Annotated in this window: 19 protein-coding genes; all 19 read left to right on the top strand. The window is 69.1% G+C overall.

Annotated elements, in window-relative coordinates:
• The first annotated feature begins 6 nt into the window (after positions 1-6).
• The 19 genes from tssF (at position 7) to C4F17_RS27210 (ending at position 25,394) form a co-directional block, all read left to right on the top strand.
• Complete coding sequence (tssF, locus tag C4F17_RS27300) at positions 7-1,797, top strand: type VI secretion system baseplate subunit TssF (protein WP_106937736.1); 1,791 nt, start codon at positions 7-9, stop codon at positions 1,795-1,797.
• Positions 1,794-2,798 (top strand): type VI secretion system baseplate subunit TssG, encoded by a 1,005-nt coding sequence (gene tssG / locus C4F17_RS27295; RefSeq protein ID WP_234382440.1) that lies wholly within the window; start codon positions 1,794-1,796, stop codon positions 2,796-2,798. The genes tssF and tssG overlap by 4 nt, the downstream gene beginning before the upstream one ends.
• Before the next feature lie 14 nt (positions 2,799-2,812).
• Positions 2,813-5,545 carry a type VI secretion system ATPase TssH gene (tssH, locus tag C4F17_RS27290; protein WP_106937338.1) on the top strand — a complete coding sequence of 911 codons (2,733 nt, stop codon included), beginning with the start codon at positions 2,813-2,815 and terminating at the stop codon, positions 5,543-5,545.
• 3 nt (positions 5,546-5,548) lie between these two features.
• The gene (locus tag C4F17_RS27285) at positions 5,549-7,495 is read left to right on the top strand and encodes a type VI secretion system Vgr family protein (protein WP_325001526.1); all 1,947 of its coding nucleotides are present in this window, start codon (positions 5,549-5,551) and stop codon (positions 7,493-7,495) included.
• 5 nt (positions 7,496-7,500) lie between these two features.
• Positions 7,501-8,220, top strand: coding sequence for a toxin-antitoxin system YwqK family antitoxin (locus tag C4F17_RS27280; RefSeq protein ID WP_106937337.1), 720 nt, complete (start codon positions 7,501-7,503; stop codon positions 8,218-8,220).
• Positions 8,221-8,223: 3 nt separating this feature from the next.
• Complete coding sequence (locus C4F17_RS27275) at positions 8,224-8,613, top strand: DUF4280 domain-containing protein (protein WP_106937336.1); 390 nt, start codon at positions 8,224-8,226, stop codon at positions 8,611-8,613.
• A 50-nt stretch (positions 8,614-8,663) separates the two neighbouring features.
• Positions 8,664-8,864, top strand: a complete 201-nt coding sequence (locus C4F17_RS27270) for a hypothetical protein (RefSeq protein WP_234382435.1) — start codon at positions 8,664-8,666, stop codon at positions 8,862-8,864.
• Complete coding sequence (locus C4F17_RS27265) at positions 8,861-9,880, top strand: ABC transporter substrate-binding protein (protein WP_234382434.1); 1,020 nt, start codon at positions 8,861-8,863, stop codon at positions 9,878-9,880. Before C4F17_RS27270 ends, C4F17_RS27265 begins: the two co-directional genes overlap by 4 nt.
• A 26-nt stretch (positions 9,881-9,906) precedes the next feature.
• Positions 9,907-11,181 (top strand): dicarboxylate/amino acid:cation symporter, encoded by a 1,275-nt coding sequence (locus tag C4F17_RS27260; RefSeq protein WP_081271735.1) that lies wholly within the window; start codon positions 9,907-9,909, stop codon positions 11,179-11,181.
• A gap of 13 nt (positions 11,182-11,194) precedes the next feature.
• Entirely contained in the window at positions 11,195-11,929 is a 735-nt protein-coding gene (locus C4F17_RS27255; protein WP_106937335.1) for an aspartate/glutamate racemase family protein, read from the top strand.
• Entirely contained in the window at positions 11,902-13,386 is a 1,485-nt protein-coding gene (locus C4F17_RS27250) for a dicarboxylate/amino acid:cation symporter (RefSeq protein ID WP_234382433.1), read from the top strand. The genes C4F17_RS27255 and C4F17_RS27250 overlap by 28 nt, the downstream gene beginning before the upstream one ends.
• Entirely contained in the window at positions 13,383-13,856 is a 474-nt protein-coding gene (locus tag C4F17_RS27245) for a hypothetical protein (protein ID WP_081271733.1), read from the top strand. The genes C4F17_RS27250 and C4F17_RS27245 overlap by 4 nt, the downstream gene beginning before the upstream one ends.
• A 20-nt stretch (positions 13,857-13,876) precedes the next feature.
• A complete protein-coding gene (tssK, locus tag C4F17_RS27240; RefSeq protein ID WP_267898702.1) occupies positions 13,877-15,205 on the top strand; it encodes a type VI secretion system baseplate subunit TssK in 1,329 nt (442 codons plus the stop codon).
• Positions 15,206-15,210: 5 nt separating this feature from the next.
• Entirely contained in the window at positions 15,211-15,972 is a 762-nt protein-coding gene (locus C4F17_RS27235; RefSeq protein WP_081271732.1) for a DotU family type IV/VI secretion system protein, read from the top strand.
• A 40-nt stretch (positions 15,973-16,012) separates the two neighbouring features.
• Complete coding sequence (locus C4F17_RS27230; protein WP_106937334.1) at positions 16,013-20,098, top strand: type VI secretion system protein; 4,086 nt, start codon at positions 16,013-16,015, stop codon at positions 20,096-20,098.
• Complete coding sequence (gene tssA, locus C4F17_RS27225) at positions 20,098-21,336, top strand: type VI secretion system protein TssA (RefSeq protein WP_159053747.1); 1,239 nt, start codon at positions 20,098-20,100, stop codon at positions 21,334-21,336. The genes C4F17_RS27230 and tssA overlap by 1 nt, the downstream gene beginning before the upstream one ends.
• 54 nt (positions 21,337-21,390) lie before the next feature.
• The gene (locus C4F17_RS27220) at positions 21,391-22,773 is read left to right on the top strand and encodes a hypothetical protein (protein ID WP_159053746.1); all 1,383 of its coding nucleotides are present in this window, start codon (positions 21,391-21,393) and stop codon (positions 22,771-22,773) included.
• Positions 22,774-22,853: 80 nt separating this feature from the next.
• Entirely contained in the window at positions 22,854-23,126 is a 273-nt protein-coding gene (locus C4F17_RS27215) for a hypothetical protein (RefSeq protein WP_081271728.1), read from the top strand.
• A gap of 153 nt (positions 23,127-23,279) precedes the next feature.
• Positions 23,280-25,394: a TonB-dependent siderophore receptor gene (locus C4F17_RS27210; protein ID WP_106937331.1), complete on the top strand. Its 2,115-nt coding sequence runs from the start codon at positions 23,280-23,282 to the stop codon at positions 25,392-25,394.
• The last annotated feature ends 3 nt before the right edge of the window (positions 25,395-25,397 follow it).

The raw sequence follows: 25,397 nt of genomic DNA, 5'->3' as shown, positions 1-25,397 counted from the left end.
TCCGACATCCAGCACAGCGACCTGCTGCAGTACTACAAGCGCGAACTGTCCTATCTGCGGGGACAGGGGGCGGACTTCGCCCAGCGCTACCCCAAGGTCGCCTCCCGGCTGTCGCTGCACGGCGGCGAATCGCTGGACCCGCATACCGAGCGGCTGATCGAATCGGTCGCCTTTCTTTCCGCGCGCGTGCATCGCGACCTCGACCAGGAATTTCCCGACGTCGCCTACGCGCTGCTCGACAACCTCTGCCCGTCGCTGGTGCAGCCGCTGCCCTCGATGTCGGTGGCGCAGTTCGCGCTCGACCCGGCACAGGGCAAGGTGACCTCCGGTTTTCCCGTGCCGCGCCACACCATGCTGCATGCGCGCACCGCGCACGCGCAACCTTCGTCGGCGCCGGGCCAGGCACCCCAGTCGCGCGAATGCCGCTTCCGCACCGCCTGGGACACCGTGCTGTGGCCCCTGCGCATCGTGCACGCCGCCATCGACACCGACGCGGTGCTGCGCCTCACGCTCGAATGCGAGGCCGGCACCGACTTCTCCGAGCTCGAGATCGACAGCCTGCGCATCCACCTGCAGGGCGACTGGATGCTCACCATGCCGCTGTACGACGCGCTGGTGTCGGGCGTGAAGTCGGTCGGCGTCATGCCCGAGGGCGGCGCGCTGCGGATGCTGCCGGCCGACGCCTGGCGCGAAGTCGGTTTCGCCGAAGGCGAAGAGGTGCTGCTGCAGCCCGCCAACGCACAGCCAGCCTACGGGCTGCTGCAGGAGTACTTCGCGTTTCCGCGCAAGTTCCACTTCTTCGACCTGCACCACCTGCGCTCGCGCCTGGGCCGCGGGCAGCGCTGCGACCTGGTGTTCGAGCTGGACCGCCCCACGCGCGCGCTGCGGCACCTGGACGCCGGGAACTTCCAGCTCGGCTGCACGCCCATCGTCAACCTGTTCCCGCGCGTGAGCGAACCGCTGGTGATGGACCAGCGCCACTACGAATACATGCTGGTGCCCGACCGCCAGCGCGACGCGACCACCGAGGTGCATTCCATCGTCTCGGTGATCGCCTCCGACCCGGACGCCGACAAGCCGGTGAACGTGCCGGGCTTCGCCGCGCTCGGCCATGTCGACGGCGCGCAGGGCGACGTGTTCTGGGCCGCGCGGCGCGAGCCCTGCCTGCGCCAGAACATTCCCGGCACCGACGTCTTCCTGTCTTTCGTCGACCAGGGCAAGACGCACAGCCGGCCCGCGCAGCCGGTGGTGTACGCGCACCTGCTGTGCACCAACCGCCGGCTGGCCGAGCAGGTGCCGGTGGGCGCGCGGCTGGTGGCCGAAGGCCCGTCGCAGCCCACCAGCGTGCGCTGCCTGTACGAGCCCACCGCGCAGCGCGACCCGCCGCTGGGCAGCGAAACGCTGTGGCGGCTGGTGTCGCTGCTCACGCTCAACCACCAGTCGCTGGTGGACGGCTCCACCGGCCGCAAGCAGCTGCGCGAAATGCTTTCGCTGTTCGCCTCCGACAGCCGGCGCGACCACGCCCAGATACTCGGCATCGCCGGGCTCTCGGCGCGCGGCGTCACCGCCCACGTGGGCACCGAGGCCTGGCGCGGCTACTGCCGCGGCACGCAGGTCACGCTCGAATTCGAGGACGACGCCTTCGTCGGCGGCTCCCCTCTCATGATGTCGGCCGTGCTTGCGCGGTTCTTCGCCATGTACACGTCGGTGAACTCCTTCGTGCGCCTGGTGGTGCGCGACGGCGACGAGGTGCGCAAGCAATGGGCGCCCATGACGGGCCGGCAGGTCGTGCTGTGATCGAAGAACTCCGCGCCCGCCCGCAGGACTTCAACCTGTTCCAGGCCATCAGCCTGCTCGAGCGCGCCGCGCCCGACGCGGTGCCCGTGGGCCGCTCGCAGGGCCCGCGCGAACGCGAGGCGGTGCGGCTGCATGCCTTCGTCACACTGGCCTTCGAGGCCAGCGACGTGCGCGAGGTCGACACCGACGCGCCGACCGGCGAGCCCTTCTCGCTCACCACGCCCGCGCTCTCGCTGGGCGGCAGCGGCGGCCCGCTGCCGATGCCCGTCACCGAGATGCTGCTGGAGCGCCGGCAGCGGCGCGACCATGCGACGGCCGACTTTCTCGACATCTTCAACCACCGCTTCCTGGCCTTCCTGTACCGCAGCCGACGCAAGCACCACGTGGCGCTCAACCCGGAGTCGCCCGCCGGCTCGACGCTGGCGTCCACGCTGGATGCCGCCAGCGCGCTGGGCCTGCGCTCCGGCGTGCGCGCGCCCGACGGCTCGGCCCTGTGGCTGCGCCATGCCGGCCTGCTGGGCGGCGCGCCGCGCGGCATGACCGCCCTGCTGGCGCTGCTGCGCGACCGCCTCGGCGTGCAGGTGCAGGGCACGCAGTTCCGCGGCCGCTGGCTGGCGCTGGAGCCCGACGCATCGGCGCGGCTGGACATGCGCACCCCGCTGGGCGGCGGCGCCGTGCTCGGCAAGCGCGTGTGGGACCAGGGCGCCGGCATCCGCCTCACATTCAGCAACCTGAGCCAGCAGCGCCTGCGCGACCTGCTGCCCCGGGGCGCTGACCATGCGCTCGCCAAATGGCTGGTGCGCCGCTTCATCCCGCAAGACCTGAAGGTCGAGATGGAGCTGCAACTCGCGCCCGCCGAATCGCGCAGCAGCGTGCTCGGCGCCGCGAACCCGATGCGCCTGGGCTGGACCTCCTGGGTCGCCGGCCCTTCCTTCCGGGGCGCACTGCCCCCCGTTCAACACACCCTCACCAGCGACGCCGGCGACACGGCCGGCGCCTGAGCCTCACATTCCTCATGGACATCGACATCCGCACCCTGCTCGGCCGGCTCAACCCGGAATGCAAGCGCGCCATGGAACAGGCGGCCGAGCTGTGCGTGCAGCAGACGCACTACAACGTCGACCTCGAACACCTGCTGCTGAAGCTGGTGGACAACGACGCGCCCGACCTGCGGCTGGTGTTCGGCCGCTTCGGCATCCGGCCCGAGACCGTGCAGGCCCAGCTGCAGAAGTCGCTCGACACCTTCAAGCGCGGCAACGGCCGCACGCCCAGCCTGGCGCCCGACTTCGCGCCGCTGTTCCAGGAAGCCTGGCTCATGAGCTCGATGCTGCTGGGCCAGCAGCACATCCGTTCGGGCACGCTGATGCTGGCGCTGCTGGAGGTGGACCGCCTGCGCGGGCGCCTCGTCGATGCCGCGCCCGCGCTGCTGCAGATTCCGCGCGGCGCGCTGCGCGACGAGCTCGCGGGCCTGTTGCAGTCCTCGCCGGAAGACGCGGCAGCCTCGGCGTTGAACGCCGCGCCAGCGTCTTCGGCGCCCGCCCCGAGCCAGTCGGCCGCACCGTCGCTCGCGGATGCAGGCGCGGCGCCGCTGCAGATGCCCACCGCGCGCCGCGGCAATTCGGCCACGCCCTCGCTCGACCAGTACACGGTCGACATGACGCAGCTCGCGCGCGACGGCGCGATCGACCCCATCCGCGGTCGCGACGCAGAGATCCGCCAGATCATCGACGTGCTGCTGCGCCGCCGCCAGAACAACCCCATCCTCACCGGCGAGGCCGGCGTCGGCAAGACGGCCGTGGTCGAAGGCTTCGCGCAGCGCGTGGTGCAGGGCGACGTGCCGCCCGCGCTGCGCCAGGTGTCGGTGCGCTCGCTCGACCTGGCGCTGCTGCAGGCCGGCGCGGGGGTGAAAGGCGAATTCGAGAACCGGCTGAAGTCGGTCATCGCCGAGGTCAAGGCCTCGCCCACGCCGGTGATTCTTTTCATCGACGAGGCGCACCAGCTCATCGGCGCGGGCGGCGCCGAAGGCCAGGGCGACGCAGCCAACCTGCTCAAGCCCGCACTGGCGCGCGGCGAGCTGCGCACCATTGCCGCCACCACCTGGGCCGAGTACAAGAAATACGTGGAGCGCGACCCGGCGCTGGCACGGCGCTTCCAGGTGGTGAAGGTCGAGGAGCCGAGCGAGGAAGTGGCCATCGACATGCTGCGCGGCATGGTCGAGACGCTGGAGAAGCACCATGGCGTGGAGATCATCGACGACGCGGTGCGCGAAGCCGTGAAGCTCTCGCACCGCTACATCACCGGCCGCCAGCTGCCCGACAAGGCCATCAGCGTGCTCGACACAGCCTGCGCGCGCGTGGCCATCGGGCAGAACGGGCTGCCGGCCGAGCTGGAGTCCGCCGCGCGCGACATCGCCACGGGCGAAAGCGAACTGCGCGTGCTGCGCCACGAAGCCGCCACCGGTGGAGACCATCAGGACGCCATCGCCACGCTCACCGCGCGGCTCGACACGCTGCGCCAGAAGCACAAGCGCCTGTCCGACAAGGTCGATGAAGAAAAGCACGCGGTGATGGAAATCGTCGCGCTGCGCCGCAAGATCGCCGACAGCCTGCGCGACGGCGCGCCGCCGCCCGACGAGGAGAACGACCCCGCGCTGCTCACCGCCGCGCTGCGCCGCCTCGAGAAGGGCCTGGAAGCGCTGCAGAGCGACGAGCCCATGGTGCCCGTGTGCGTCGACGGCGTGATGGTGGCCGAAGTCATCTCCGGCTGGACCGGCATTCCGGTCGGCAAGATGATGACCGACGAGCTGCACACGGTGCTCAACCTGAAGGAGAAGCTGGCCGAGCGCGTGGTCGGCCAGGACGATGCGCTCGACGCCATCGCGCGGCGCGTGCGCACCTTCCGCGCCGACCTCGACGACCCCGGCAAGCCCGTGGGCGTGTTCATGCTGGTGGGCCCCAGCGGCGTGGGCAAGACCGAGACGGCGTTCGCGCTGGCCGACCTGCTGTACGGCGGCGAGCGCAACGTCATCACCGTGAACATGTCGGAGTTCCAGGAGGCGCACACCGTCTCCAGCCTGAAGGGCGCGCCGCCCGGCTACGTGGGCTACGGGCGCGGCGGCGTGCTGACCGAGGCGGTGCGCCGGCGCCCCTACAGCGTGGTGCTGCTCGACGAAATGGAGAAGGCCCACCCCGACGTGCTGGAGCTGTTCTTCCAGGTGTTCGACAAGGGCACCATGGAAGACGGCGAAGGCGTGCAGATCGACTTCAAGAACACGCTGATCCTGCTGACCTCCAATGCGGCGCAGGACGTGATCACGCAGGCCTCGCAGGGCGGGCGCAGGCCCGACCCCGAGGAACTGGTGGAGCGGCTGCGCCCCGAGCTGCTCAAGCAGTTCAGCCCTGCCTTCCTGGGCCGGCTGGCGCTGGTGCCGTACCACCACCTGGGCGACGAGCAGATCCGCTCGATCGTGAACCTCAAGCTCGGCAAGCTGGCGCGGCGCTTCGCGCTGAACCACCACGCCGCCTTCACCTGGGACGCGCAGGTGGAAGACGCCATCACCGCGCGTTGCACCGAGGTGGACAGCGGCGCGCGCAACATCGACCACATCCTGGCCCATGCGGTGCTGCCCGAGCTGTCGCGCCAGGTGCTGGAACGCATCTCGATGGCCGCCGCGTTCACCGCCGTGCACATGGGCGTGGACGGCGGCGGCGCCTTCGCCTTCGGCTTCGAGCCGGCAACGCTGAGCTGACGCATGAACATGCGCGAAGGCTTCACCCAGCACGCCGCCTTCCTGACGGTGAAGACCGTGCTCGGGCCGGACGACCTGCTGCTCGACACCTTCCAGGCCACGGAGGGGATGTCGCGGCTGTTCGCCTGCACGCTCACCATGCGTTCGCCCTTGAGCACGCTGCAGGGCGCCGACCTGATCGGCACCTCGGCCACCGTGGCCATGCAGCGGCCCGACAAGGAAACCCGCTTCTTCAACGGCATCGTCTCGCGCTTCTCCTACCTGGGCAGCCACGGCGACTTCGCGACCTATTCGCTCGAGCTCGTGCCGCGCATGTGGCTGCTCACGCTGGGCCGCGACCGCGTGATCTACCAGAACCTGAGCACGGTGGAGATCCTGGAGAAGGTGTTCACCGAATTCAACGTGGCCTTCGACTCGCAGCTCGGCGGCACCTATGCAAAGCGCGAGTACTGCGTGCGCTACGACGAAACGGCCTTCGACTTCGTCTCCCGGCTGATGGAAGAGGAAGGCATCTTCTATTTCTTCACCTTCGCGGACGGCGAGCACAAGCTCGTGCTGGCCGACAGCAAGGTGGCCTACGCGCCCTGCCCCCACGCCGACACGCTGCTGCTGCGCGGCGGCGCGGAAGGCCTGGCCCATACCCACACGGTGACCCGCTTCGAGTCCGACGCCCGGCTGGTCACCAAGTCGCAGGCGGTGGACGACTACGACTTCCTCACGCCCGACACCAGCCTGCGGGAGCAGCAGGACGGCAAGGCCGGCCAGGGCCTGGACTACGAATACCCGTCGCGCGTGGCAGCCGCCGCCGGCGCGGCGCGTGCGCGCATCCGCCTGGAAGCGCGCCAGGCCGGCAGCCAGTCGGGCCGCGGCGACAGCCGCTGCCACTACCTGACGCCGGGCACCACCTTCACGCTGCAGGAGCATCCGCGCGAGGACCTCAACGTGGAGCACGTGGTGTACAGCGTGCAGCACCATGCCGATCGCGAGCACTACAGCAACAGCTTCGAGACCCTGCCGCCCGACCTGCCGTTTCGCCCGCAGCGCCTCACGCCACGGCCGGTGGTGGCGGGCAACCACACCGCGCAGGTGGTGGGCCCGGCCGGCGAGGAAATCTGGACCGACGCGCACGGGCGCATCAAGGTGCAGTTTCCCTGGGACCAGCAGGGCAAGAAGGACGACAAGAGCTCGTGCTGGATCCGCGTCTCGCAGATGTGGGCCGGCAAGGGCTGGGGCGCGCTCTTTCTGCCGCGCATAGGGCAGGAGGTGGTGGTGAGCTATGTCGACGGCGATCCCGACCGGCCGCTGGTCTCGGGCAGCGTCTACAACGGCACCAACCCCACGCCGGTGAGCCTGCCGGGCATGTCGACGCAAAGCACCCTCCGCTCGCGCTCCACCAAGAACGGCGAAGCCGGCAACGAGATGCGCTTCGAGGACAAGAAGGACGCCGAGCAGTTCTACCTGCATGCGCAGAAAGACATGCTGGCGGAAATCGAGAACGACCTGACCACCACGGTGCTGGCCGGCAACGAGCTCCACACCGTCACCAAGGGCAATCGCACCGTCAAGGTCGACACGGGCAACGAGACCCACTCGGTCAAGGGCACGCGCGCACTGGAAGTCACCGGCAACGAGACGCACGACAACAAGGCCAACTTCACGCAGACCGTCACCGGCAACTACGAGCTCAAGGTCACGGGCAACCTGGTGATCGACGTGACGGGCACGCTGCTCATCAAGTCGGCCCAGACGCTGGACCTGAAGGCTGGCACCGACCTGGGCGCCAATGCCGGCGTCAACTTCAAGGCCGAGGCCGGGGTGGCGCTGTCGGCCAAGGGCGGTGCCTCGCTGTCGAACGAGGCGCCGTCGATCAGCAGCAAGGCATCGGGCATGAACGCCGTCGAAGGCGGCGGCATGGTCACGCTCAAGGGCGGGCTGGTGAAGATCAATTGAACGCCATGGCTCTTCCTTCTTCCCCGCCTCTTCCATCCGCGCCCGGCGCGGAGGTGCGCGAGGCCGTGGACGATGCGGGCCGCACGGTGGTGCGCGCATCTTTCCTGGGCGACGTGCCGCACGGTCCGATGCAGGTGTTTTCGGCCCCGGGCAAGCCGGCGATGGACGCGGCCTACCAGGCCGGCCTGCCGCACGGCGCCATGCGCCTGTTCGACGAGCGCGGCCAGCTGCTGCAGGAAACCCAGCGCGTGGGCGGCGTGGCCGAAGGCGTCACGCGCAGCTACCACCCCAGCGGCAAGCTGATGCAGACGCAGACGCATGTGCGCGGCGCGCTGCACGGCGAGGCCGTTTCCTATGCCGAGTCGGGCGACGTCAGCGCGCGGCTGCGCTACGTGGCCGGCCGGCTCGACGGCGAGGCCGCCTACTTCCACGAAGGCCGCATGGTGCGGCGCGAAAACTACCGCGCCGGCCTGCTCGACGGCGAGGTGCTCGACTACCTGCCGGGCGGCGGCGTGGCGCAGTCGTCCACCTACGTGGCCAACGTGCTGCACGGGCCGCTGCGGCGCTTCTGGCCCAACGGCCAGCTGATGGAAGAAATCGCCTACCGCCAGGGCAAGCCCTGGGGCAGCCCGCGCCGCTTCGACGACGCCGGCCGCGAGATCGTGGCCGCCACCGCGCCACCGGGCTTCATGAAGAGCCTGGAAAAACTCGTGAGGGGGAGCTGAGCCATGGGAATGCATGTGTGCATGGGCGCCACGCTGCAGTGCAGCTTCGGCGCCGCGCCTTCCACCCTCGGCGTGCTGCCCGTGGCCGGCGTGGTCACCAGCAGCGTGCCGGCGGCCACGATCATGGACAACAAGCCTTTCGTCAACATCCTGCCCTTCGGCACCTGCAACAGCATGGCGAACCCGATGGTGGCGGCCGCCACCGCCGCCGCGCTCGGCGCCTTCACGCCCATGCCCTGCATTCCGGTGACCGCAGCGCCGTGGGCGCCGGGCTCGCCCACCGTGCTGCTCGGCAACATGCCCGCCCTGCAGGACAGCTCCAAGCTCGCCTGCAACTGGGGCGGTGTGATCCAGGTCGTGGTGCCGGGCCAATTCACTTCCATGGTTCCCTGAACCGGTCACCGCTTGTTTCCGCCCACCCCATGTCGCAATACGTTTTCACGATGAGCTCCCGCATGGTCGCCATCACGGCGGTCTGCCTGGTGCTGCTGTGCGTCCTCCTGTTCCTGATGGGCATCGAGATCGGCAAGCTGCTGGCGCCCACGCCCGCCCCTGCCGCCGCCGCCGTCGCGGCGCCCGCGCCGATGCCTTCTTCTTCGCCGTTGCCTTCGCCCGCGCCGGCTCCCGCCGCCCCCACCCAATGACCAAAGTGATTCCAAGCATGTCGAACAACGCACGACAACTCACGGGCATGCACGTCGCGCTGCGCCGCCTTGCCCTTCCCGCCTTGCTGGCGTTCGCCGGGCTGTGCGCCAGCAGCGCCGCCGGCGCCGCGGGCGAACGCCCCGTGGCGCAGGGCGTGCTCACCACTCCGGCAGTTGCAGCGCCGGTGGCGGCGCCTGCGGCGCCCGCGGCCGACGCGCCAGCCGCGCCCCCCGCGCCGGTGCTCACCAACGGCCTCGTGCGCGTGCCCGACGGCCGGCTGCTGGCGCCCGACATCGCGCGCATCGTGATGCGCGGCGAGCTGGTGGTCGCCATGCTCAAGGTCGACACGCCGCCGTTCTTCTTCTTCGACGACAGCGGCCAGTGGACCGGGCTCGAAGTGGGCCTGGCGCAGTCGCTGGCCAAGGAGCTGGGCGTCAAGCTGCGCATCAACCGCGACGCCGGCACCTTCAACGCCGTGGTCGACCTGCTGGCCAACGGCCAGGCCGACCTGGCCATCAGCAAGCTGTCGCGCACGCTGGCGCGCACGCAGACCATCGCCTTCAGCGACGCTTACCTCACGCTGAACCACTCGCTGATCCTGAACCGCGTGAAGTTCGCGCAGCTCTCGCGCGGGCGGCCGCTTCCGGAGGTCATCCGCAACTTCGACGGCAGCATCGGCGTGATCGCGAAGTCGTCGTTCGCGGACTACGCGCGCACCAACTTCCCGCACGCCAAGGTGCAGGAATTCGCGACCTGGAACGAGGTGCTCGCGGCCCTTTACAAGGGCGAGATCGTGAGCGCCTACCGCGACGAGTTCGAGGTCAAGCGCGTGCTCAAGGCCGACCCCACCGTGTCGCTGGTGCTGCGCACCGTGACGCTGAAAGACCTGGAGGACACGCTGGGCATCGGCGTGGCCGTGACCGACACCACGCTGCTGGCCTACGTCAACCAGTTCCTCGCCCAGCGCACCGAAAAGCTGGACATCCAGAAAGTGCTGCAGGCGCTCGACCGCTGAGCCGCCGCAACGCACTCGCACCCATCATGAATTCCTCCAAGTTCTACGCCTTCGTCCTCAACCCCTGGGTCGTGATCATCAGCCTGGGCGCCGGCGTCGCCTTCGGCATGCTCGCGCCCGCGCTGGCAACCACGCTGGGCTTCGTGGGCGACATCTACGTCGACCTGCTGAAGATGATCACCCTGCCGTTCATGGTCTCGGCCGTGATCTTCAGCCTGCAGCGGCTGTTCCGCGACGGCGGCACGGCCAGCCTGCTGGGCCGCGTGGCGCTGGTGTTCCTGGCGTTCTCGGCCTTCGTGGCCATTGCCGGCGCGGCCACGCTGCTGATTCTTCGCCCCGGCGAGAACCTGCCCAGCACCACCATGCAGACCTTCGGCCAGATCGTCGGCGGAGACCTGAGCGCCAGCGACACGGCCATGAACCTGCGCGGCGTGGACGAAGTCAAGAAGACCGCCAGCTTCGCCGACCTGCTGGTGAGCCTGGTGCCGGCCAACATCTTCTCGGCGCTGGCCAACGGCGACACGCTGAAGACGCTGGTGTTCGCGCTGCTGTTCGGCCTGGCGGTGGGGCATGTGCCCACGCGCATCTCCGACGGCCTGACGCAGGCGCTGGAGACGGTCTACCACGCCTGCCAGACGCTGATGCGCTGGCTGAGCTTTCCGCTGCCGGTGGTGCTGTTCTGCATGAGCGCGGCGCAACTGGGCAAGACGGGCATTGAGCCGCTGCGGGCGATGGGCGCCTTCGTGGTGGCCTTCCTGGTGGTGTCGGTGCTGCTGCTGGTGGTGGCCGCGGTGATCATCTGGAAGCGCTCCAACGGCACGCTGGGGCAGACGCTCAACGCGCTGCGCGGCCCCTTCGCGCTGGCACTGGCCACGCGCAGCAGCGCCACCTGCATGCCGATCATGATCGAGAGCCTGGTCACGCGGCTGGGCTTCGCGCGCTCGCGCGTCGAGCTGCTGGTGCCGCTCACGGTGTCGCTGCTGCGCATCGGGCCGGTCGTGTACTACGTGTGCGCCACGCTCTTCATCGCGCAGATCTACGGGCGCTCGCTGTCGCCGGTAGAAATCGGCATCGTGCTCACGTCGTCGGTGCTCGCGGGTTTTGCATCGGCGGGCATGACGGGGCTGGTGACCGTGTCGCTGATCGGCATGACCTGCACCTACCTGGGCCTGCCCTTCGAGGCGGCGTTCATCCTGTTCCTGGCGGTGGACCCGGTGTGCGACATGCTGCGCACGCTGGTGCTGGTCATCGGCAACACCGCGGCCGTGGCCGTCGTGTGCCCGCGGCCGTTGAAGATCTAGGGAACACGCGCTCATGTCACGCATCGGCGTTCTCGGCGGCATGGGTCCATCGGCCACGGTGGACTTCATGGAGAAGATCATCCAGCTCACGCCCGCCACGCGCGACCAGGAGCACCTGCCGGTGATCGTGGCCAACCTGCCGCACGTGCCCGACCGCTCCAGCGCCATCCTGGGCAATGGGCCCGATCCGCTGGCCGCGCTGCTGGCCGGCATCGACGTGCTCAACAGCATCGGCGTGGGCGTGGTGGCGATTCCCTGCAACTCGTCGCACCACTGGTACGCGCAGATGGTCGCGCACAGCCGCGCGCCGGTGATCCACATCGCGCAGTCGTGCGTGGCCGCCATCGCCACCGCGCCGGCGGGCCGGGCGGCGCGGGTGGCGGTGCTCGCCACGCGCGGCGCGCTGGCCTCGGGCTTCTACCAGGAAGCGCTGCGCGAGCGCGGCATCGACTTCCTCGTGCCCGATGCCGCCACCGGCCAGGACCATGTGGACGCCTGCATCCGCGCGGTGAAGGCCGGCGACGTGCGGGCCGGCGCGGCCGCCTTCGAGCTTGCGCTGCAAGCACTGGCCGCCACCGGCGCCACCGCCGTGATCATGGGCTGCACCGAACTTCCCATCGCAGCCCACGCCGCGCACGCCACCGAGCACAGCGCCCTCACGCTGATCGACAGCTCGCTGGAGCTGGCCCGCGCCACCGTGGCCTTCGCGCTCGACAAGGGATGGAACAAGCCGACATGGGTTTCCTGACGCGCATGTCCCACAGCCTGCTCGCCCTGCTGATGTGCATGGCGGCAGGCGGCGTCGCGGGCATCTTCGCGCCCGCGCTGGGCGACGTGGCCTACACAGCGGCGCAGGTGTACCTGTCGATCGTGAGCATGGCGGCCATTCCGCTGCTGGTGGTGGCCACCTTCTTCGGCCTGCGCCAGACCATGGGGCTGCCCTTTCCCGCGCGGCGCATCGCGATGATCGCGGGCCTGGCGCTGCTGCTGGTGGCGAGCTGCGCAGGCACGGGCCTGGCGCTGGGCTGGGTAAACTCGCCGGGCGCGCACCTCGACGCCGACCTGCGCGAGCACCTCGGCGAGCTGGTGCAGAAGGCCGGCGACGGCGGCGACATGGAAATGCGGCTGTACGACGGCGGCGTGCAGGCCACGCCGGTGGAGCGCCCGCGCGCCACGCTGCTGCCCGACAACTTCTTCCGCGTGCTGGTGGAGGGGCGCTCGCTGGGAATACTTTCTTGCGCGCTGCTGTTCGGGCTGGCCTTCGCGGCGCTGGCGCGCACGCAGCACAACGCGCTCAACCACATGTTCGAGGGCATCTACCGCACGCTCGAACTCATCATCGCGCGCGCCAACATCCTGCTGCCGGTGGTGGCCTTCGGCATGTCGGCGCATGTGTTCTCGCAGACCGACGCGGTGACCATCCGCGCAATGAGCGGCTTTTTGCTGCACTTCGTGGTGCTGGTGGCGCTGCTGGGCATGGCGGCCATCTGGGTGATCCACCGGCGCGGCAACCAGCCGATGGTCGAGGTGCTGCAGCACCTGAAGACGCCGATGCTGGTGAGCCTGGTGTCGTCGAGCACCACCGCCAGCATTCCGCACACCATCGAGGCGATGAGCGCGCGCCTGGGCTTCAGCCGCGGCATCGTGGAGCTGGTGGTGCCCACGGCCTCGGTGTTCCTGCGCGCGGGCTCGGCGCTCTACTACGTGCTGCTCGCGCTGTTCGTGGCCAACCTGTACGACCGCACGCTCAGCGCGGCCGACATCGGAATGATCGGCACCGGCGCCACGGTCGCGGCCTTCGCCTCGGCCGGCAACAACAGCCTGACCAACGTGGGCTACGCGGGCATCGTGCTGTCGCTGCTGCAGTTGCCCATAGAAGCGGCACTGGCGCTGTTCCTGGCCATCGACCTGATCTGCGAAGGCCCGCGCAACCTGCTCACGCTGCTGGCCAGCTGCGCGCTCATCGCCATCGTGTCGGCCGGCCTGCCGTCGGAGCGCGTGGCCGCGCCCGCCGCCCATGCGGCGCCCGTGCAGCCGCTGCGCTTCGTGCTCACGCGCGGCAACGTCTATCTGCTGGCGGGCTGCAGCGTGCTGGCTTCCCTGCTGATCATGCTGATGGGCATTGCCGTGGGTGCGCGGCAGGCCGTGCAGCCCCCCGCCGCCTACGCGACTTCCGCCGCGGCGAACCCTGGAATATCGCGATGAACCGGACTTCGACTTTCTTCAGATGGATCGCCGCCGCGCTGCTGCTCGCGCAACTGGCCGCATGCGGCAGCCTCTTTCCCAAGGGCACGCGCGTGGACTGGAGCGAGCTCACGCTGTCGGCCGCGTCCAACGCCAACCAGAACAGCCCGGTGGCGGTCGACGTGGTGATGGTGCTCGACGAGGCCATGCTCGCCCGCGTCACCGAACTCACCGCCGCCAAGTGGTTCGGCGCGCGCGCCGACCTGCAGAAGACCTTCCCGCAAAGCCTGTCGTACCTCTCCTGGGAGCTGGTGCCGGGCCAGACGATCCGCGTGCCCGCCAGCGCCATCGGCTCGCCGCGCGTGGCGGCCGTGCTCGTCTTCGCGAACTACACCACGCCCGGCGCCAATCGCGTGCGGGTGGAAGACCTCAAGGGCGCCGTCATCGCCCGCTTCGACATCCAAAGCTTCGACGTGTCGACCACGCGTTGAGCAACCCGGACCTTTCAACAGTGAACACCGCTCCCATCACCGACCGCGTCGAGTGGCATGAAGGCATGCTGCTGTCGCCGCAGCACTTCCAGCAGTTCTCGGCGCGCATGGACTCCCTCGTGGCCTGGCAGACGCTGGCCGCCGCTCCCTTCAGCTGGGGCGTGCGCCGCCTGGTCTTCGACCAGGGCCTGCTGCCGGCCGGCATGCTGCGCGTGCTGGCGCTCGAAGCCATCCTGCCGGACGGCACCGCCGTGCAGTACTCGGCCGCCGAGGCGGCCCACGGCGCGCTGGAGCTGTCGCTAGCGCCGCACCAGGAACAGCTGGCCAACGAGCCGCTCGACATCTACCTCACGCTGCCCGTGAACGCGCCAGCACGGCACCGCTCCGCGACCGTGCGCTTTCGCTCGGTGGCCGGCGCGCCGGTGGAAGACGCGGTGTCTGATGCCGAGCCCGCCAACATTCCGCGCATGCTGCCGCGCCTGGCGCTGAGCGCGGGCGCGGTGCCGCCCGGCACGCACGTTCACCTGCGGCTGGGCCAGGTCTTCAAGGACAACGAAGTGGTGAAGCTCGGCGACGCGCAGCCGCCGCTGCTGGAAGTGGCGCGCGACAACCCGCTGTGGACGGCCGCCGCCGGCCTGCTGGGCCAGTTGCGCGGCAAGGCCGCCTTCGTCGCCAAGCAGACGGCGGTTCCGTCTTCGCGCGTGGACGACCGGCTCGCGCACCTGGAGCTGAAAGACCGGCTGCGCAGCCTGCTGTCGGGCCTGCCGCATGCCGAGGCCGTGCTGCGCACGCCGCACCTGCATCCGCTGCCGATGTACTGGTCGCTGTGCGCGCTGCTGGCCTCGCTGAGCCTGCTGCGGCCCGGCGGCCTGCCGCCGGTGCCGATGGACTACGACCATGCGAACCCTTCGCTCGTGTTCCAGCCGCTGCTGCTGGCGCTGCGCGACGCGGTGTCCGAAGTGAGCCAGGAGTACCGCGAGCACAAGTTCGAGTTCCGCCACGGCGCCTTCGAGACCACGCTGCAGCCACAATGGCTGTCGGGCGCGCGCATCGTGATCGGCCTGCGCGGCCAGTCCGACAAGGACCTGCTGGCCTGGATGGACAGCGCCATCGTCGGGTCGCAGTCGGCCTACCCGTCGCTGCGCGAACGCCGCGTGCTGGGCGCGGTGCGCCGCCCCATCGAGTCGGCCGACGAACTGGGCCTGCGCCCCGGCTCGGGCTACCTGCTCTACGCCATCCAGACCAGCGCCGCGCTCACCGTGCCTGGCGAACTGCTGGTGATAGCCAACGCCAACGAAGGCGCCACCGCGCAGCCTCCGCAGGAAATCGTGCTGTTCATCAAGGACTGACCCCCATGGCACGCACCCTTCCCGACCTCGCGGTCGATGACCACATCACCAAGCAGTTCCGCGCCTTCTACGACGAGATCGTGAAGGCCCGCGACCGCACCGCCGATTCGCGCGAGACCGACCCCGACTTGGTGGCGCAGTCGCTGGCCCGCCACCTGGAAAACCTGCTGGAGCTCCAGTCGCTCGAATCGCGCCGCGACAGCACCCGCTTCGAGCTGGAGAACGTGGCCGACGCGCGCTACCTGAAGGCCGCGCTGGCCGACGAGATCCTGCTGCACACGCCGTGGATCGGCCGCGAGCGCTGGACCGCGCACCTGCTGGAGTCTTCGCTGTTCCGCACCAACATCGCGGGCGACCTTGTGTTCAGCCGCATCGAAGAACTGCTGTCGGGCCGCGAGCCCTCCAAGCGGGACATCGCGCGGCTGTATCTCTTTGCGCTGGCCCTGGGCTTTCAGGGCAAATACCGCGGCGGCGGCGAGGAAGCGCGGCTGCTCGGCTACCGCGAGGAGCTGTTCCAGTTCGTCTACCAGCGGCCGGCCGATTTCTCGGGCCGCGACCGCGTGGTGTCGGAGCGGGCCTATGCCAGCACGCTCTCGCACATCGCGCCGCGCAAGCTGCCCACGCTCAGCCGCTGGACGGTGCTGTTCCTGCTGAGCGCCGCCACGCTGCTGGCGGTGTCGGAACTGCTGTGGCTGTGGCAGTCGTGGCCGGTGCGGCAGGTGCTGCAGCCGGGCGCGGTCGATGCATCGGGGGCGTACCAGCGATGAACGACATGCGCCATTCAACGAGCCCCAGGAGGTCGTCGCCATGCTGACCGACCAGCTCTTTCTCATTTCCATCGCGGTGCTGACGCTGGTGGTGCTGCTCGTGCTCGGCATGGTGCTGTACTTTGCCGCGCGGCGTTCGCACGCCAAGCCTTCGAGCGACCCGAAGGTCGCGCGCATCCGCTTCGACTCGCTGCGCAGCTCGTTCCGCCAGGCGGTGGAGCTGATCGAAGGCAACATCGCCTCGCGCGCCGACCGCTACGGCATTCCATGGATCATGCTGCTCAACGAAGGCGACGACCACCGCCAACTGCCCATCGAGCAGTCGGGCGTGGCCAGCGCGCTGAGCACCGAGTCGGCCTCGGCCGCGGCCACGCAGGGCATCTCGTGGCACTTCTTCGACCGCGGCGTGGTCATCGACATCCAGGGCGCCTACCTCGGCTCGCCCGACGACGACGATGCCTCCGAGAAGCCGTGGGACGAGTTCCTCGGCATGTGCCGCGCCTACCGGCCACAGCGGCCGTTCGACTCGGTGGTCATCACCATTCCCGCCGCGCTGCTGATGGACGACAGCACCGACGGGCGGCTCGAACTCTCCAAGCGCGCCAAGCTCGCGCACCGCCGCCTGTGGCTCGCGCAGAACCGCTTCGCGATGCGCTTCGCGGTCTATGTGCTCATCACCGGCGCCGAACAGCTCGAAGGCTTCAGCGCCTTCGCGCGCGCGCTGCCCGAGCCGCTGCGCGCGAGCATGCTGGGCTGGTCGTCGCCCTACGACCTGTCGACCACCTACCAGCCGGGCTGGGTCGACGAGGCCGTGGGCACGGTGGTGCGCTCGGTGTCCGACGTGTCGGCCGAACTGTTCGCCACCGACACCGCGCCGCAGGGCGCCGGCCCGCAGCTGCTGCTGCCCTCGCGCATCGAGGCGCTGCGCGGCCAGTTGCAGCTGTACGTCGACGAGCTGATGCGCCCGAGCGCCTATCACGAGCCCTTCTTCTTCCGCGGCATCTACCTGACCGGCGACGCCGGCGAATCGGCGCAGGCCGTGGCCGCCATCGACGCCGAGCACGACGCCTACGGCCGCAAGGACCTGGAGCCCATCGGCGGCGACCTGATCGCGCAGCTGATGCGCCAGCCGGCGTTCCTGCGCGACCTGTTCGAGAAGAAGATCTTTCTCGAATACGGCCTCACCCGGCCGTCGCGCACGCAGACGCTGGCGCGCCCGGTGCTGCACCGGGCGCTGCGCTGGACGGCGGTGATCTTCCTCGGCGGCTGGGGCATCGGCCTGGTGGTGGCCACCTGGCAGCTGCACCGGCACAACGGCACGCTGGTGTCGGCGCTCTCGCAGCTGCAGCACGACGCGCAATACCGCATGCGCGCGCAGCAGCGCGGCGAGGCCATTCCCACCGCGTGGTACCGCAACAAGGCGCTGTCGCTGCTGGCCATGAACGAGCGGCTGCGCACCGACGGCACCTACTCGTTCTTCATGCCGGGCTCATGGCGGCCCTTCGACGACCTGAACGAACGGGTGATCGAGCGCATCGAGCGCGAGTTCGGCGACATCGCGGTGAGCACGCTGCGGCGCGAGCTGATGGCACGTGTGAGCCAGTTGAGCGGCGTGGAGCAGGACGAGGCGACCGGCGAATTCATCGTCGGCGCCAGCTGCGGACTGCCCCCGAGCTTCAGGACCATCGGCGACGCGCCGCGCAAGAACGGCCTGCTGGTGGAAGACCAGCCGGAGTTCGGCGCGCTGCAGCGCTACCTGGGTTCGGCCGAGCAGCTCGACGCCGCGCTGCAGGCGGTGGAGCGCCTGCGCCAGCCATCGACCGGCAACGCCGAAGACCTGCGCGTGGCCGTGCGCTACGCGCTGGGCGCCGAACTGCCCGCCGACCTGAGCCGCAACCTGCGCTACTTCCGCCAGGCGGCCGAGAGCAATGCGCTGTCGATTCCGCTGGTGCCGGTGCAGTCGGCGCTGCGCTGCGCGCTCGACAAGGGCACGGCGCAGCTCGATGCACGGCTGTTCGCGAACAACGAACTGCTGGTGTCGGAGCAAACACTGGCGCGGCTGATGCCCTCGCTGGCCGGCAACGGCACCTTCGCGCGCACCACGGCCAGCTACCGCGACGTGATCGGCGCCATCAAGGACCAGGAAGACCTGGTGGCCTCGGGCAAGGGCGGCTGGATGCGCCAGCCGGTGCTGGTGCTGGGTGCCTCCTACGACCGCACCATCGCGCGCATCGAGCAGAACCGGCTGCTGGGGCAGGAGTCGGCCGATGCCGTGCGCGGCCACGCGCAAGACGCCTTCCAGAAATTCCGCGCCGAGTTCAACCTTCGCTTCGGCGGCGCGCAGCCCGGCCTGCTGTGGCAGGACAAGGACGGCCGCTTCGTGCTGGCGCCCGAACGCATCGCGCTGCGCGACGCGCTCACCGCGCTGCTGGCGCAGCCCTTCATGGCCGCCGCGCGCGACCGCGAGCTGCCCGGCGCGGGCCTGCGCGCAACGGCCGCATGGGACCTGCCGCGGCTCGACCAGGCCCTGGCGATCGGCGACATCCGCAAGCGCTACATGGCCGAGGGCATGACGGCCTTCCCGCCGACGGTGCGCCCGGCCGTGGAGAGCGCGCTGAACGCGCACTTCGCGCAACTGGTGGTCGACCAGGTGGCCGAGGCCGCGACCGGCGCGAACGACGGCATGCGCCCGGTTTCGTCAACGCTGATGGCCACCGACACGCAGGCGCTCGCTTACGAAGCCTCGCGCCAGCGGCTCGCCAAGATCCAGGCGCTGCTGTACGAACTGGGCGCCGGCCCGCGCGCCGAAGACCTGCGCGCGCTGGTGTCGCGCGACGCGCTGCAGCGCCTCGAAGCCGTGGACGAGGCCTTCAACCAGTCGGAGCTGTACGCCATGCGCGGGCGCGACTTCCAGGGCTGGCGCGGAGAGCGCGGGCCGATGCTGGTGGCCTTCGGCGTATCGGACACCGGCTCGCTCGCGGCCTACCTGGGCCAGCAGTTCAACCGCACCGAAACGCTGGGCAAGCTGGCCGACGGCTACATCGCGGCGCTCGACGGCGCGGGAGCGGGCTCGGTGCTGGCGCAGCGCTGGCAGGCCATCAACCGCGACCTGGAGCGCTACCGGCTGAAGAACCCGAACAGCAGCCTGCTGCTGCTCGAGCAGTTCCTGGGCACCACCGGCGCCGAGATCGACCGCGAGACCTGCGCCGCCAAGCTGGCCGGCAAGGCGCCGGCGGCGCGCATCGGCGACTACTTTGTCGACCGCCACCAGCAGATCTACAGCGCCCTGCTCGCGCGCTGCTACGAGCTGCAGTACGGCGACCAGCAGGAACTGTGGACGCAGTTCTCCACGCGCTTCAACCGCTCGCTGGCGGGGCGGCATCCGTTCGGCGCGTCCACCACCGCGCGCGCCTTCGACCTGGCCGACCCGACGGACGTGAACGACCTGTCGCGCGCCTTCGATCCGCTGGCGCGCGCGCTGAAGGAAAGCCGCGTGGACGGCGCCGTGCGCACCGCCGCCATGCCGGGCGCGGCGGCGCGCCGCTTCGCCGACCAGTTCAGCCGTGCGCGCGACTTCCTGCTGCCGCTGTTCCCGACCGACGAAGGCGGCGCGCCGGGCTACGACCTGAGCGTGGACTTCCGGGTCAACACCATGGCCGAGATCGAGGGCAACAAAATCATCGACTGGTCCTTCGAGGTCGGCGACCAGGTGCTCAGGCAGCGCGACCCGCCGCGCACGCTGCGCTGGGAATACGGCATGCCGGTGGCGCTGGTGCTGCGCATCGCGAAGGACTCGCCCGTGGTCGCGCGCGCCGATCCGCAACAGCCCGCGCTGCTGACCGACGGCCAGAGCGTGAGCTTCCGCTTTGCCGACCCGTGGGCGCTGCTCACGCTGGCACAGCGGCAGCGCGAAGGCGATTCGCTGCAGCGCCCCGACGGCCGCTCGCAATTGCTGAAGTTCGAGTTCCCGCTGGTGGCCCAGTCGGCCGGCGACGCCGCCCAGACACCGGCCGGCGGACGCGCGCGCGTGTTCCTGCGCGTCGCGGCCAGCCCCGCCGGCAAGAAGAACGCCCTGATATGGCCCGCCGCCTTCCCGGCACGCGCGCCCGAATGGAACACCCCCTGATGGCCGCCCTGCTCTCTCCCCTGAACACCGAAGCCGCCGCCGACGGCTTCGCGCCGGACATCGCGGCATTTCTTGCGCCGATGGCCATCGACACCGCCGAAGGCCCCGCCGGGCCGTCGCTGCGCTACGACCCCGTTTACGCCCGCATCCGCGAGGCACGCACAGAAGAAGACGCCAGCCTGCCGATGGGCGAATGGACCCGCCCGCTCAAGAAGGCCGACTGGCGCGCGGCCGAGATGCTGTGCACCGAACTGCTGCAACGCCGCAGCAAGGACCTGCAGGTGGCCGCATGGCTCACCGAGGCCTGGCTGCATCGGCACGGGATCGACGGGCTGATCGCCGGCGCGCGGCTGCTCGAAGGGCTGGTGCGGGAATTCTGGGAAGGCGTGCATCCGCGCATCGGGGACGACGGCGACGCGGACATGCGGGCGGCGGCGTTCGTGTGGGCGAACGATACGTTGGCGCAGGTGCTGTTGATGCGCGTGCCGCTGGTGCCGTGGCCCGAGTTGAATCCGCCCTTCATCAACCTCTGCGAATGGCAGCGCGCCATCACGACCGAATTCGGCACGGCGTCTGCCCGCGCGAAGGCAGCGAAGGCAACGAAGCAGGACGACGGCACGGCAGGTGCAGTCGCGTCGCGCCAGGACATCCTCGACCGGGCCGGCTACGACGTGTACGCGCTCGCGTACCTCGACGACCGCCTCGCACTGGCCTGGGAGGCCTGGGATGGCCTGGCGGCGCTGCTCGACGAACGCCTGGGCGCCAGTGCGCCCAGCCTTTCAAAGGTGACCGACATGCTGGCGCAGTTGCGACAGGCAGTGCGCAGCATGCTGCAGGGGCGCGACCCGCGCGACGAAGAAGAACCCGAACCGGCTGCCGAAGCAGCGGAATTGCTGCACGCCGACTGGGCAGCGGACGCATCTGCCATTTCCGCCACATCGATGGACGACAACCACATGAGCGAAGCCTCTTTCACCCCTCCCCTTGCCGCCATCGGGCTTCTGCCGCAGGCCGCGGCAAGCGGCCAGATCGGCAGCCGCGCCGAGGCCTACCGGCTGCTTGAGCTTGCCGCCGCCTATCTGATGCGCGAGGAGCCACACAGCCCGACGCCATATCTCGTGAATCGCGCGGTGGCGTGGGGGCGCATGCCGCTGCCGCAGTTGATGCAGGAAGTGCTGCGCGAGGACGGGGACTTGAACCGCTATTTTTCGATCATCGGCGTGAGGCCGGAAGGCTGAAGAGACAGGTCCACCGTCCCACCCTCCTGACACAGTTCACACGAAAGGTACGACATGCCATTCAGCAAGACCCACGTCGACGAAGTCATGGTGCAGGGGGCCCACATGAGCGGGGACCGCAACTCCATCGCGACGGCTCTCAGGCTGAAGCCGAGGCTCGGGGTATTGATCCTCTCGTGCCCCTCGTTGGGCACGCAGGGCACGGAACTCCAAAAGTTCTACGAATCCATCGTGGGCCCGAACCGGGTGAATCTGATCAGCATCATCAATCCGTCCGACTCATCCGACGAGGCTGGCGAAAAAAGCATGAAGGGCGTCTATCGGCAAGTCAGCAAAAGAGACTGCGCAAATCTCCCGCTGTTCATGAAGACAATGATTCCGCGGCCGATCTTCATGCGCTCCGCGACCTTCGGCACGGGAGTCATTGCAGATGCTTTCGAAAACGACGAGCAGGGCACGCAAAAAAGCACGCGTGCCCTGTGGCGGCTGGACAAGGTGCCCAAGAAGGTAGGCACTGGCGTCGTCGACAAGCGGCCAGCCTTGCGAAATTTCCTGGTGGGACGAGGCTTTCTGCAGAAGCGTGCCTATGTATTTCTGTTCGCAAAAGAAGGGCCAAGAACCGCCGAGAAGGCACATCACTTCACCTCGATCCTTACCTGGCGCCTGCTGCACGAAGAAATCGGGCGCTCATCCTCCGTGATTCCCGTCGCCGCAGGCGACAAGATCGGACTGCGTACCCAACCCACGCTGGCCGAATTCTGGAAGGATTCCGACTGGACCGATATATGGACCGATGTGAAGATCGATCCGCGCTCCGCGCAACTTGGCCTGTGGTGCCTGTTGGCCGAGGAACATGGAGGCCTCTCGATCATCGGCATGCGCAGCGGGATGATCGAAGTCCCTGCATTGCTCGGCATTCGTACGCTCTACCTCGAGGAAAAGCACAACCAGCAAGCGGAACGCATGGCCAAGTGGATCGGCAAGGTGCCCGGATTCGAGCGCCAAGTCGTCGAGAGGCCGGCCGGCATCAAGCAGCAACTCTATTGGCTCAACGAAAGTACCAAGAGCTACCAACCCAGCGATGTGTCCACTCATGCAGTAAACAACGGCGCTCATTTGGCCGGCATGGTGCAGGGCTTCCGGCTGGGCAGACCGTTCAGGGCACAGCCAAAATTCACGCCCGCCCCCGTCCTGAAACAGCCCCTGCGCAAGTCGGGAGAGCCGTTCCTTCATCCTCAGAAGACTTTTCTGGCGAACAGGCGCTTGCCCGCCCCCGTCGACGCCGCGAACTTCCAACTCGCCAAGACGGAGTTCGACAAGATCGTGACCTGGGCCAAGGGCACTCCCATGCCCACCGGGGCGACCACGAATGTGCATGGATCGGTCCTCGGCACGGTGATCAGAAGGCCGGAGCCCAAACCGCCGGAAGACCTCTAGTCACGGCACCGCTCGGGCAACAGCCCATTTTTCTACCAGATCCCTGCCGATCATCGGGGCTTCCAATTTCCGGCCCCACCATGTCCCAGCCTCCCAAAGCCACCTACTTCGACGACCTGCATGCACCGCAGGTGTTCGCGGACGAAGTCTCGGGCTACTGGGTCAATGCGGGCTGCGTCCACATCACTCTGGATGCCAGCCGCGTCGACCACAGTTCCGACCGTTGCTCCGTCAACCGCGCCGCGGTGCTGCGGCTCACGCTGCCGATCCCCATCGCGCAGGTGCTGGCCGTCAGCCTCTACGACTTCCTGAAGCAGCGCGAGCTCGTCCCGGCGCCCGGCAACGGGCATTGACGCGACAAAGAGCGCTGCGGCGGGCCTTGGGCCGGCGTCCCAAATTTCTCCGAGATAGGCCGCGAAGATGAGAGGCATTCTTATCTACACAGCGAGTCACCGTTGAACCCGAGACGCCAGAACGCCGCCGACGCCACCCCTTCACTCACTTCCTTGCGGCGAGCCGCCCTGCTGGTGCTGTGGGCCGCCGCACAAGGCAGCAGGGCCCACGCGCAGGACGCGCAGGCCACCCAATCCGGCGAAAGCGCAGCGCTGCCGACGGTGACCGTCACCGCCGACGCGCAGGACGACACACCGCAGCACCTGAGCGCCAAGGCTGGTGCCGGTGCTCTGGGCACCCGATCGCAACTGGAGACACCCTTCTCGACCACCGTGGTCCGCAGCGAAGACATCGCCGAGCGCCAGGTGTCCAAGCTAGGCGACGTGTTCGCGCTCGACGCCTCGGTCTCCGACAACAGCGGGGCCTACAGCAGTTGGGCCACCTACATCTCGGTGCGCGGCCTGCCGCTGGACTGGCAGAACGGCTACCGCATCAACGGCCAGCCTTTTCTCAGCTATGCCATCACCCTGCCCTACGAGCAGTTCGAACAGATCGAGCTGCTCAAGGGCTCGTCGGGCTTCATGTACGGCTTCGGCTCGCCGGGCGGCATCGTCAACTACGTGACGAAGAAGCCGACCGACCAGCCGGTGCGCAGCATCGAGGTCGGCTACAAGACCGCCGGCGTCTGGAGCGAGCATGTCGACCTGGGCGGGCGCTTCGGCACCGGCGATCGCTTCGGCTACCGGCTCAACGCCACGCACGAGGAAGGCAAGACCTACAACGACGGCAACGTGCGCCGCAATTCGGTGTCGCTCGGCCTCGACGCGAGGCTCACCGACAAGCTCACCTGGACCTTCGACTCGCTCCACCAGAAGCGCCTGACCACCGGCCAGACACCGTCGATCTACCTGGGCAGCTACACAGGCACGAGCCTGCCCGCGACCATCGGCGCGAACAACGCCAGCCTAGTGGGCGCGGGGCAGCACCTGTCCACCGACTTCACCCTCTACTCGACCGGCCTGCAGTACCAGCTGTCGCCCGACTGGACCTTGAGCACCAGCTACAGCCACAGCAGCGCCACGCGCAGCCGCAACGAAGGCATCGCCTACCTGCAGGACGCGAGCGGCAGCTACGACGACTACCGCTCCGACAGCGCCGAGGGCCATCGCTTCAACCAGTGGCAGGCCATGGCCACCGGCAGGCTGCGTACAGGCGGCTTCGAACACCAGGTGACGCTGGGCGCTTCGTGGCAGAAGCAGGTCAACTACTACAGCAGCAACGCCGTCTACCAGCTGATCGGCACCGGCAGCATCTTCCGCCAGGACACCAACGGCTACACCAGCGTCACCGGCTTCACGCCCTACCGCAACAGCGACATCACGCAGCGTGCGCTGTTCGCGAGCGACACGCTGAAGCTGTCCGACAGGTGGTCGGTGCTGGCCGGCCTGCGCAGCACCACCTACGAGCAGAACGGCTACGACACCACGGGCACGCAGACCGCCACCTACCGCAAGAGCGACGTCGTCACGCCCACGCTGGCGCTCATGTTCAAGCCCGCGCCCGGCACCACGCTCTACGGCAGCTATGTCGAGTCGCTGGAGCCCGGCAGCACGGTGAGCAACCTCTACGCCAACGACGGCCAGTTGCTCAACCCGCTGAAGAGCCGCCAGTACGAGCTGGGCCTGAAGACCGAGCGCGAGCGCTGGAGCGCCACCGCCGCGCTGTTCCGCATCGAGCGCGGCGCGGAGTACGCCAACAGCGCCAACGTGCTGGTGCAGGACGGCCTGTCGGTCTACCAGGGCGCGGAGTTCGGTGCCTCCACGCGGCTGGGCTCGCAGTGGCAGCTCGGCGGCAGCCTGATGCTGCTCGACGCCTCCTACCGGCGCGGCAGCAGCTACACCGGCAACCGCGTCGCGGGCGCGCCGAAGATGATCGCCGCCGCGCAGGTGGGGTACGACGTGGCGCAGGTGCCTGGCCTCAAGCTGTCGGCCGACATGAAGTACACGGGCGGCACCATGCTCGACGCGTCGAACCAGCTCAGCCTGCCGGGCTACACCGTCGCCAACATCGGCGCGAGCTACACCACGCGCATCGGCAGGCGCAACACCACCTTCCGCGCGGCGATCAACAACGTGACGAACCGGCGCTACTGGGAGTTCCAGTACGACAACTACATCAAGCCCGGCGACCCGCGCACCTTCAGCCTGAGCGCGAAGCTCGATTTCTAGGAC

This window comes from Variovorax sp. PMC12, from assembly GCF_003019815.1.
Taxonomy (GTDB): domain Bacteria; phylum Pseudomonadota; class Gammaproteobacteria; order Burkholderiales; family Burkholderiaceae_C; genus Variovorax.
The sequence above is the reverse complement of the archived record's forward strand: the minus strand, read 5'-3'. Positions and strand labels throughout refer to the sequence as shown.

Coding starts and splice junctions, on each gene's coding strand:
- C4F17_RS27220 (WP_159053746.1), top strand. CDS start 21,391: ATGCCATTCAGCAAGACCCACGTCGACGAAGTCATGGTGCAGGGGGCC.
- tssA (WP_159053747.1), top strand. CDS start 20,098: ATGGCCGCCCTGCTCTCTCCCCTGAACACCGAAGCCGCCGCCGACGGC.
- C4F17_RS27285 (WP_325001526.1), top strand. CDS start 5,549: ATGAACATGCGCGAAGGCTTCACCCAGCACGCCGCCTTCCTGACGGTG.
- C4F17_RS27265 (WP_234382434.1), top strand. CDS start 8,861: ATGACCAAAGTGATTCCAAGCATGTCGAACAACGCACGACAACTCACG.
- C4F17_RS27230 (WP_106937334.1), top strand. CDS start 16,013: ATGCTGACCGACCAGCTCTTTCTCATTTCCATCGCGGTGCTGACGCTG.
- C4F17_RS27235 (WP_081271732.1), top strand. CDS start 15,211: ATGGCACGCACCCTTCCCGACCTCGCGGTCGATGACCACATCACCAAG.
- C4F17_RS27255 (WP_106937335.1), top strand. CDS start 11,195: ATGTCACGCATCGGCGTTCTCGGCGGCATGGGTCCATCGGCCACGGTG.
- C4F17_RS27280 (WP_106937337.1), top strand. CDS start 7,501: ATGGCTCTTCCTTCTTCCCCGCCTCTTCCATCCGCGCCCGGCGCGGAG.
- tssH (WP_106937338.1), top strand. CDS start 2,813: ATGGACATCGACATCCGCACCCTGCTCGGCCGGCTCAACCCGGAATGC.
- C4F17_RS27275 (WP_106937336.1), top strand. CDS start 8,224: ATGGGAATGCATGTGTGCATGGGCGCCACGCTGCAGTGCAGCTTCGGC.
- C4F17_RS27260 (WP_081271735.1), top strand. CDS start 9,907: ATGAATTCCTCCAAGTTCTACGCCTTCGTCCTCAACCCCTGGGTCGTG.
- C4F17_RS27215 (WP_081271728.1), top strand. CDS start 22,854: ATGTCCCAGCCTCCCAAAGCCACCTACTTCGACGACCTGCATGCACCG.
- C4F17_RS27245 (WP_081271733.1), top strand. CDS start 13,383: ATGAACCGGACTTCGACTTTCTTCAGATGGATCGCCGCCGCGCTGCTG.
- C4F17_RS27250 (WP_234382433.1), top strand. CDS start 11,902: ATGGAACAAGCCGACATGGGTTTCCTGACGCGCATGTCCCACAGCCTG.
- C4F17_RS27270 (WP_234382435.1), top strand. CDS start 8,664: ATGAGCTCCCGCATGGTCGCCATCACGGCGGTCTGCCTGGTGCTGCTG.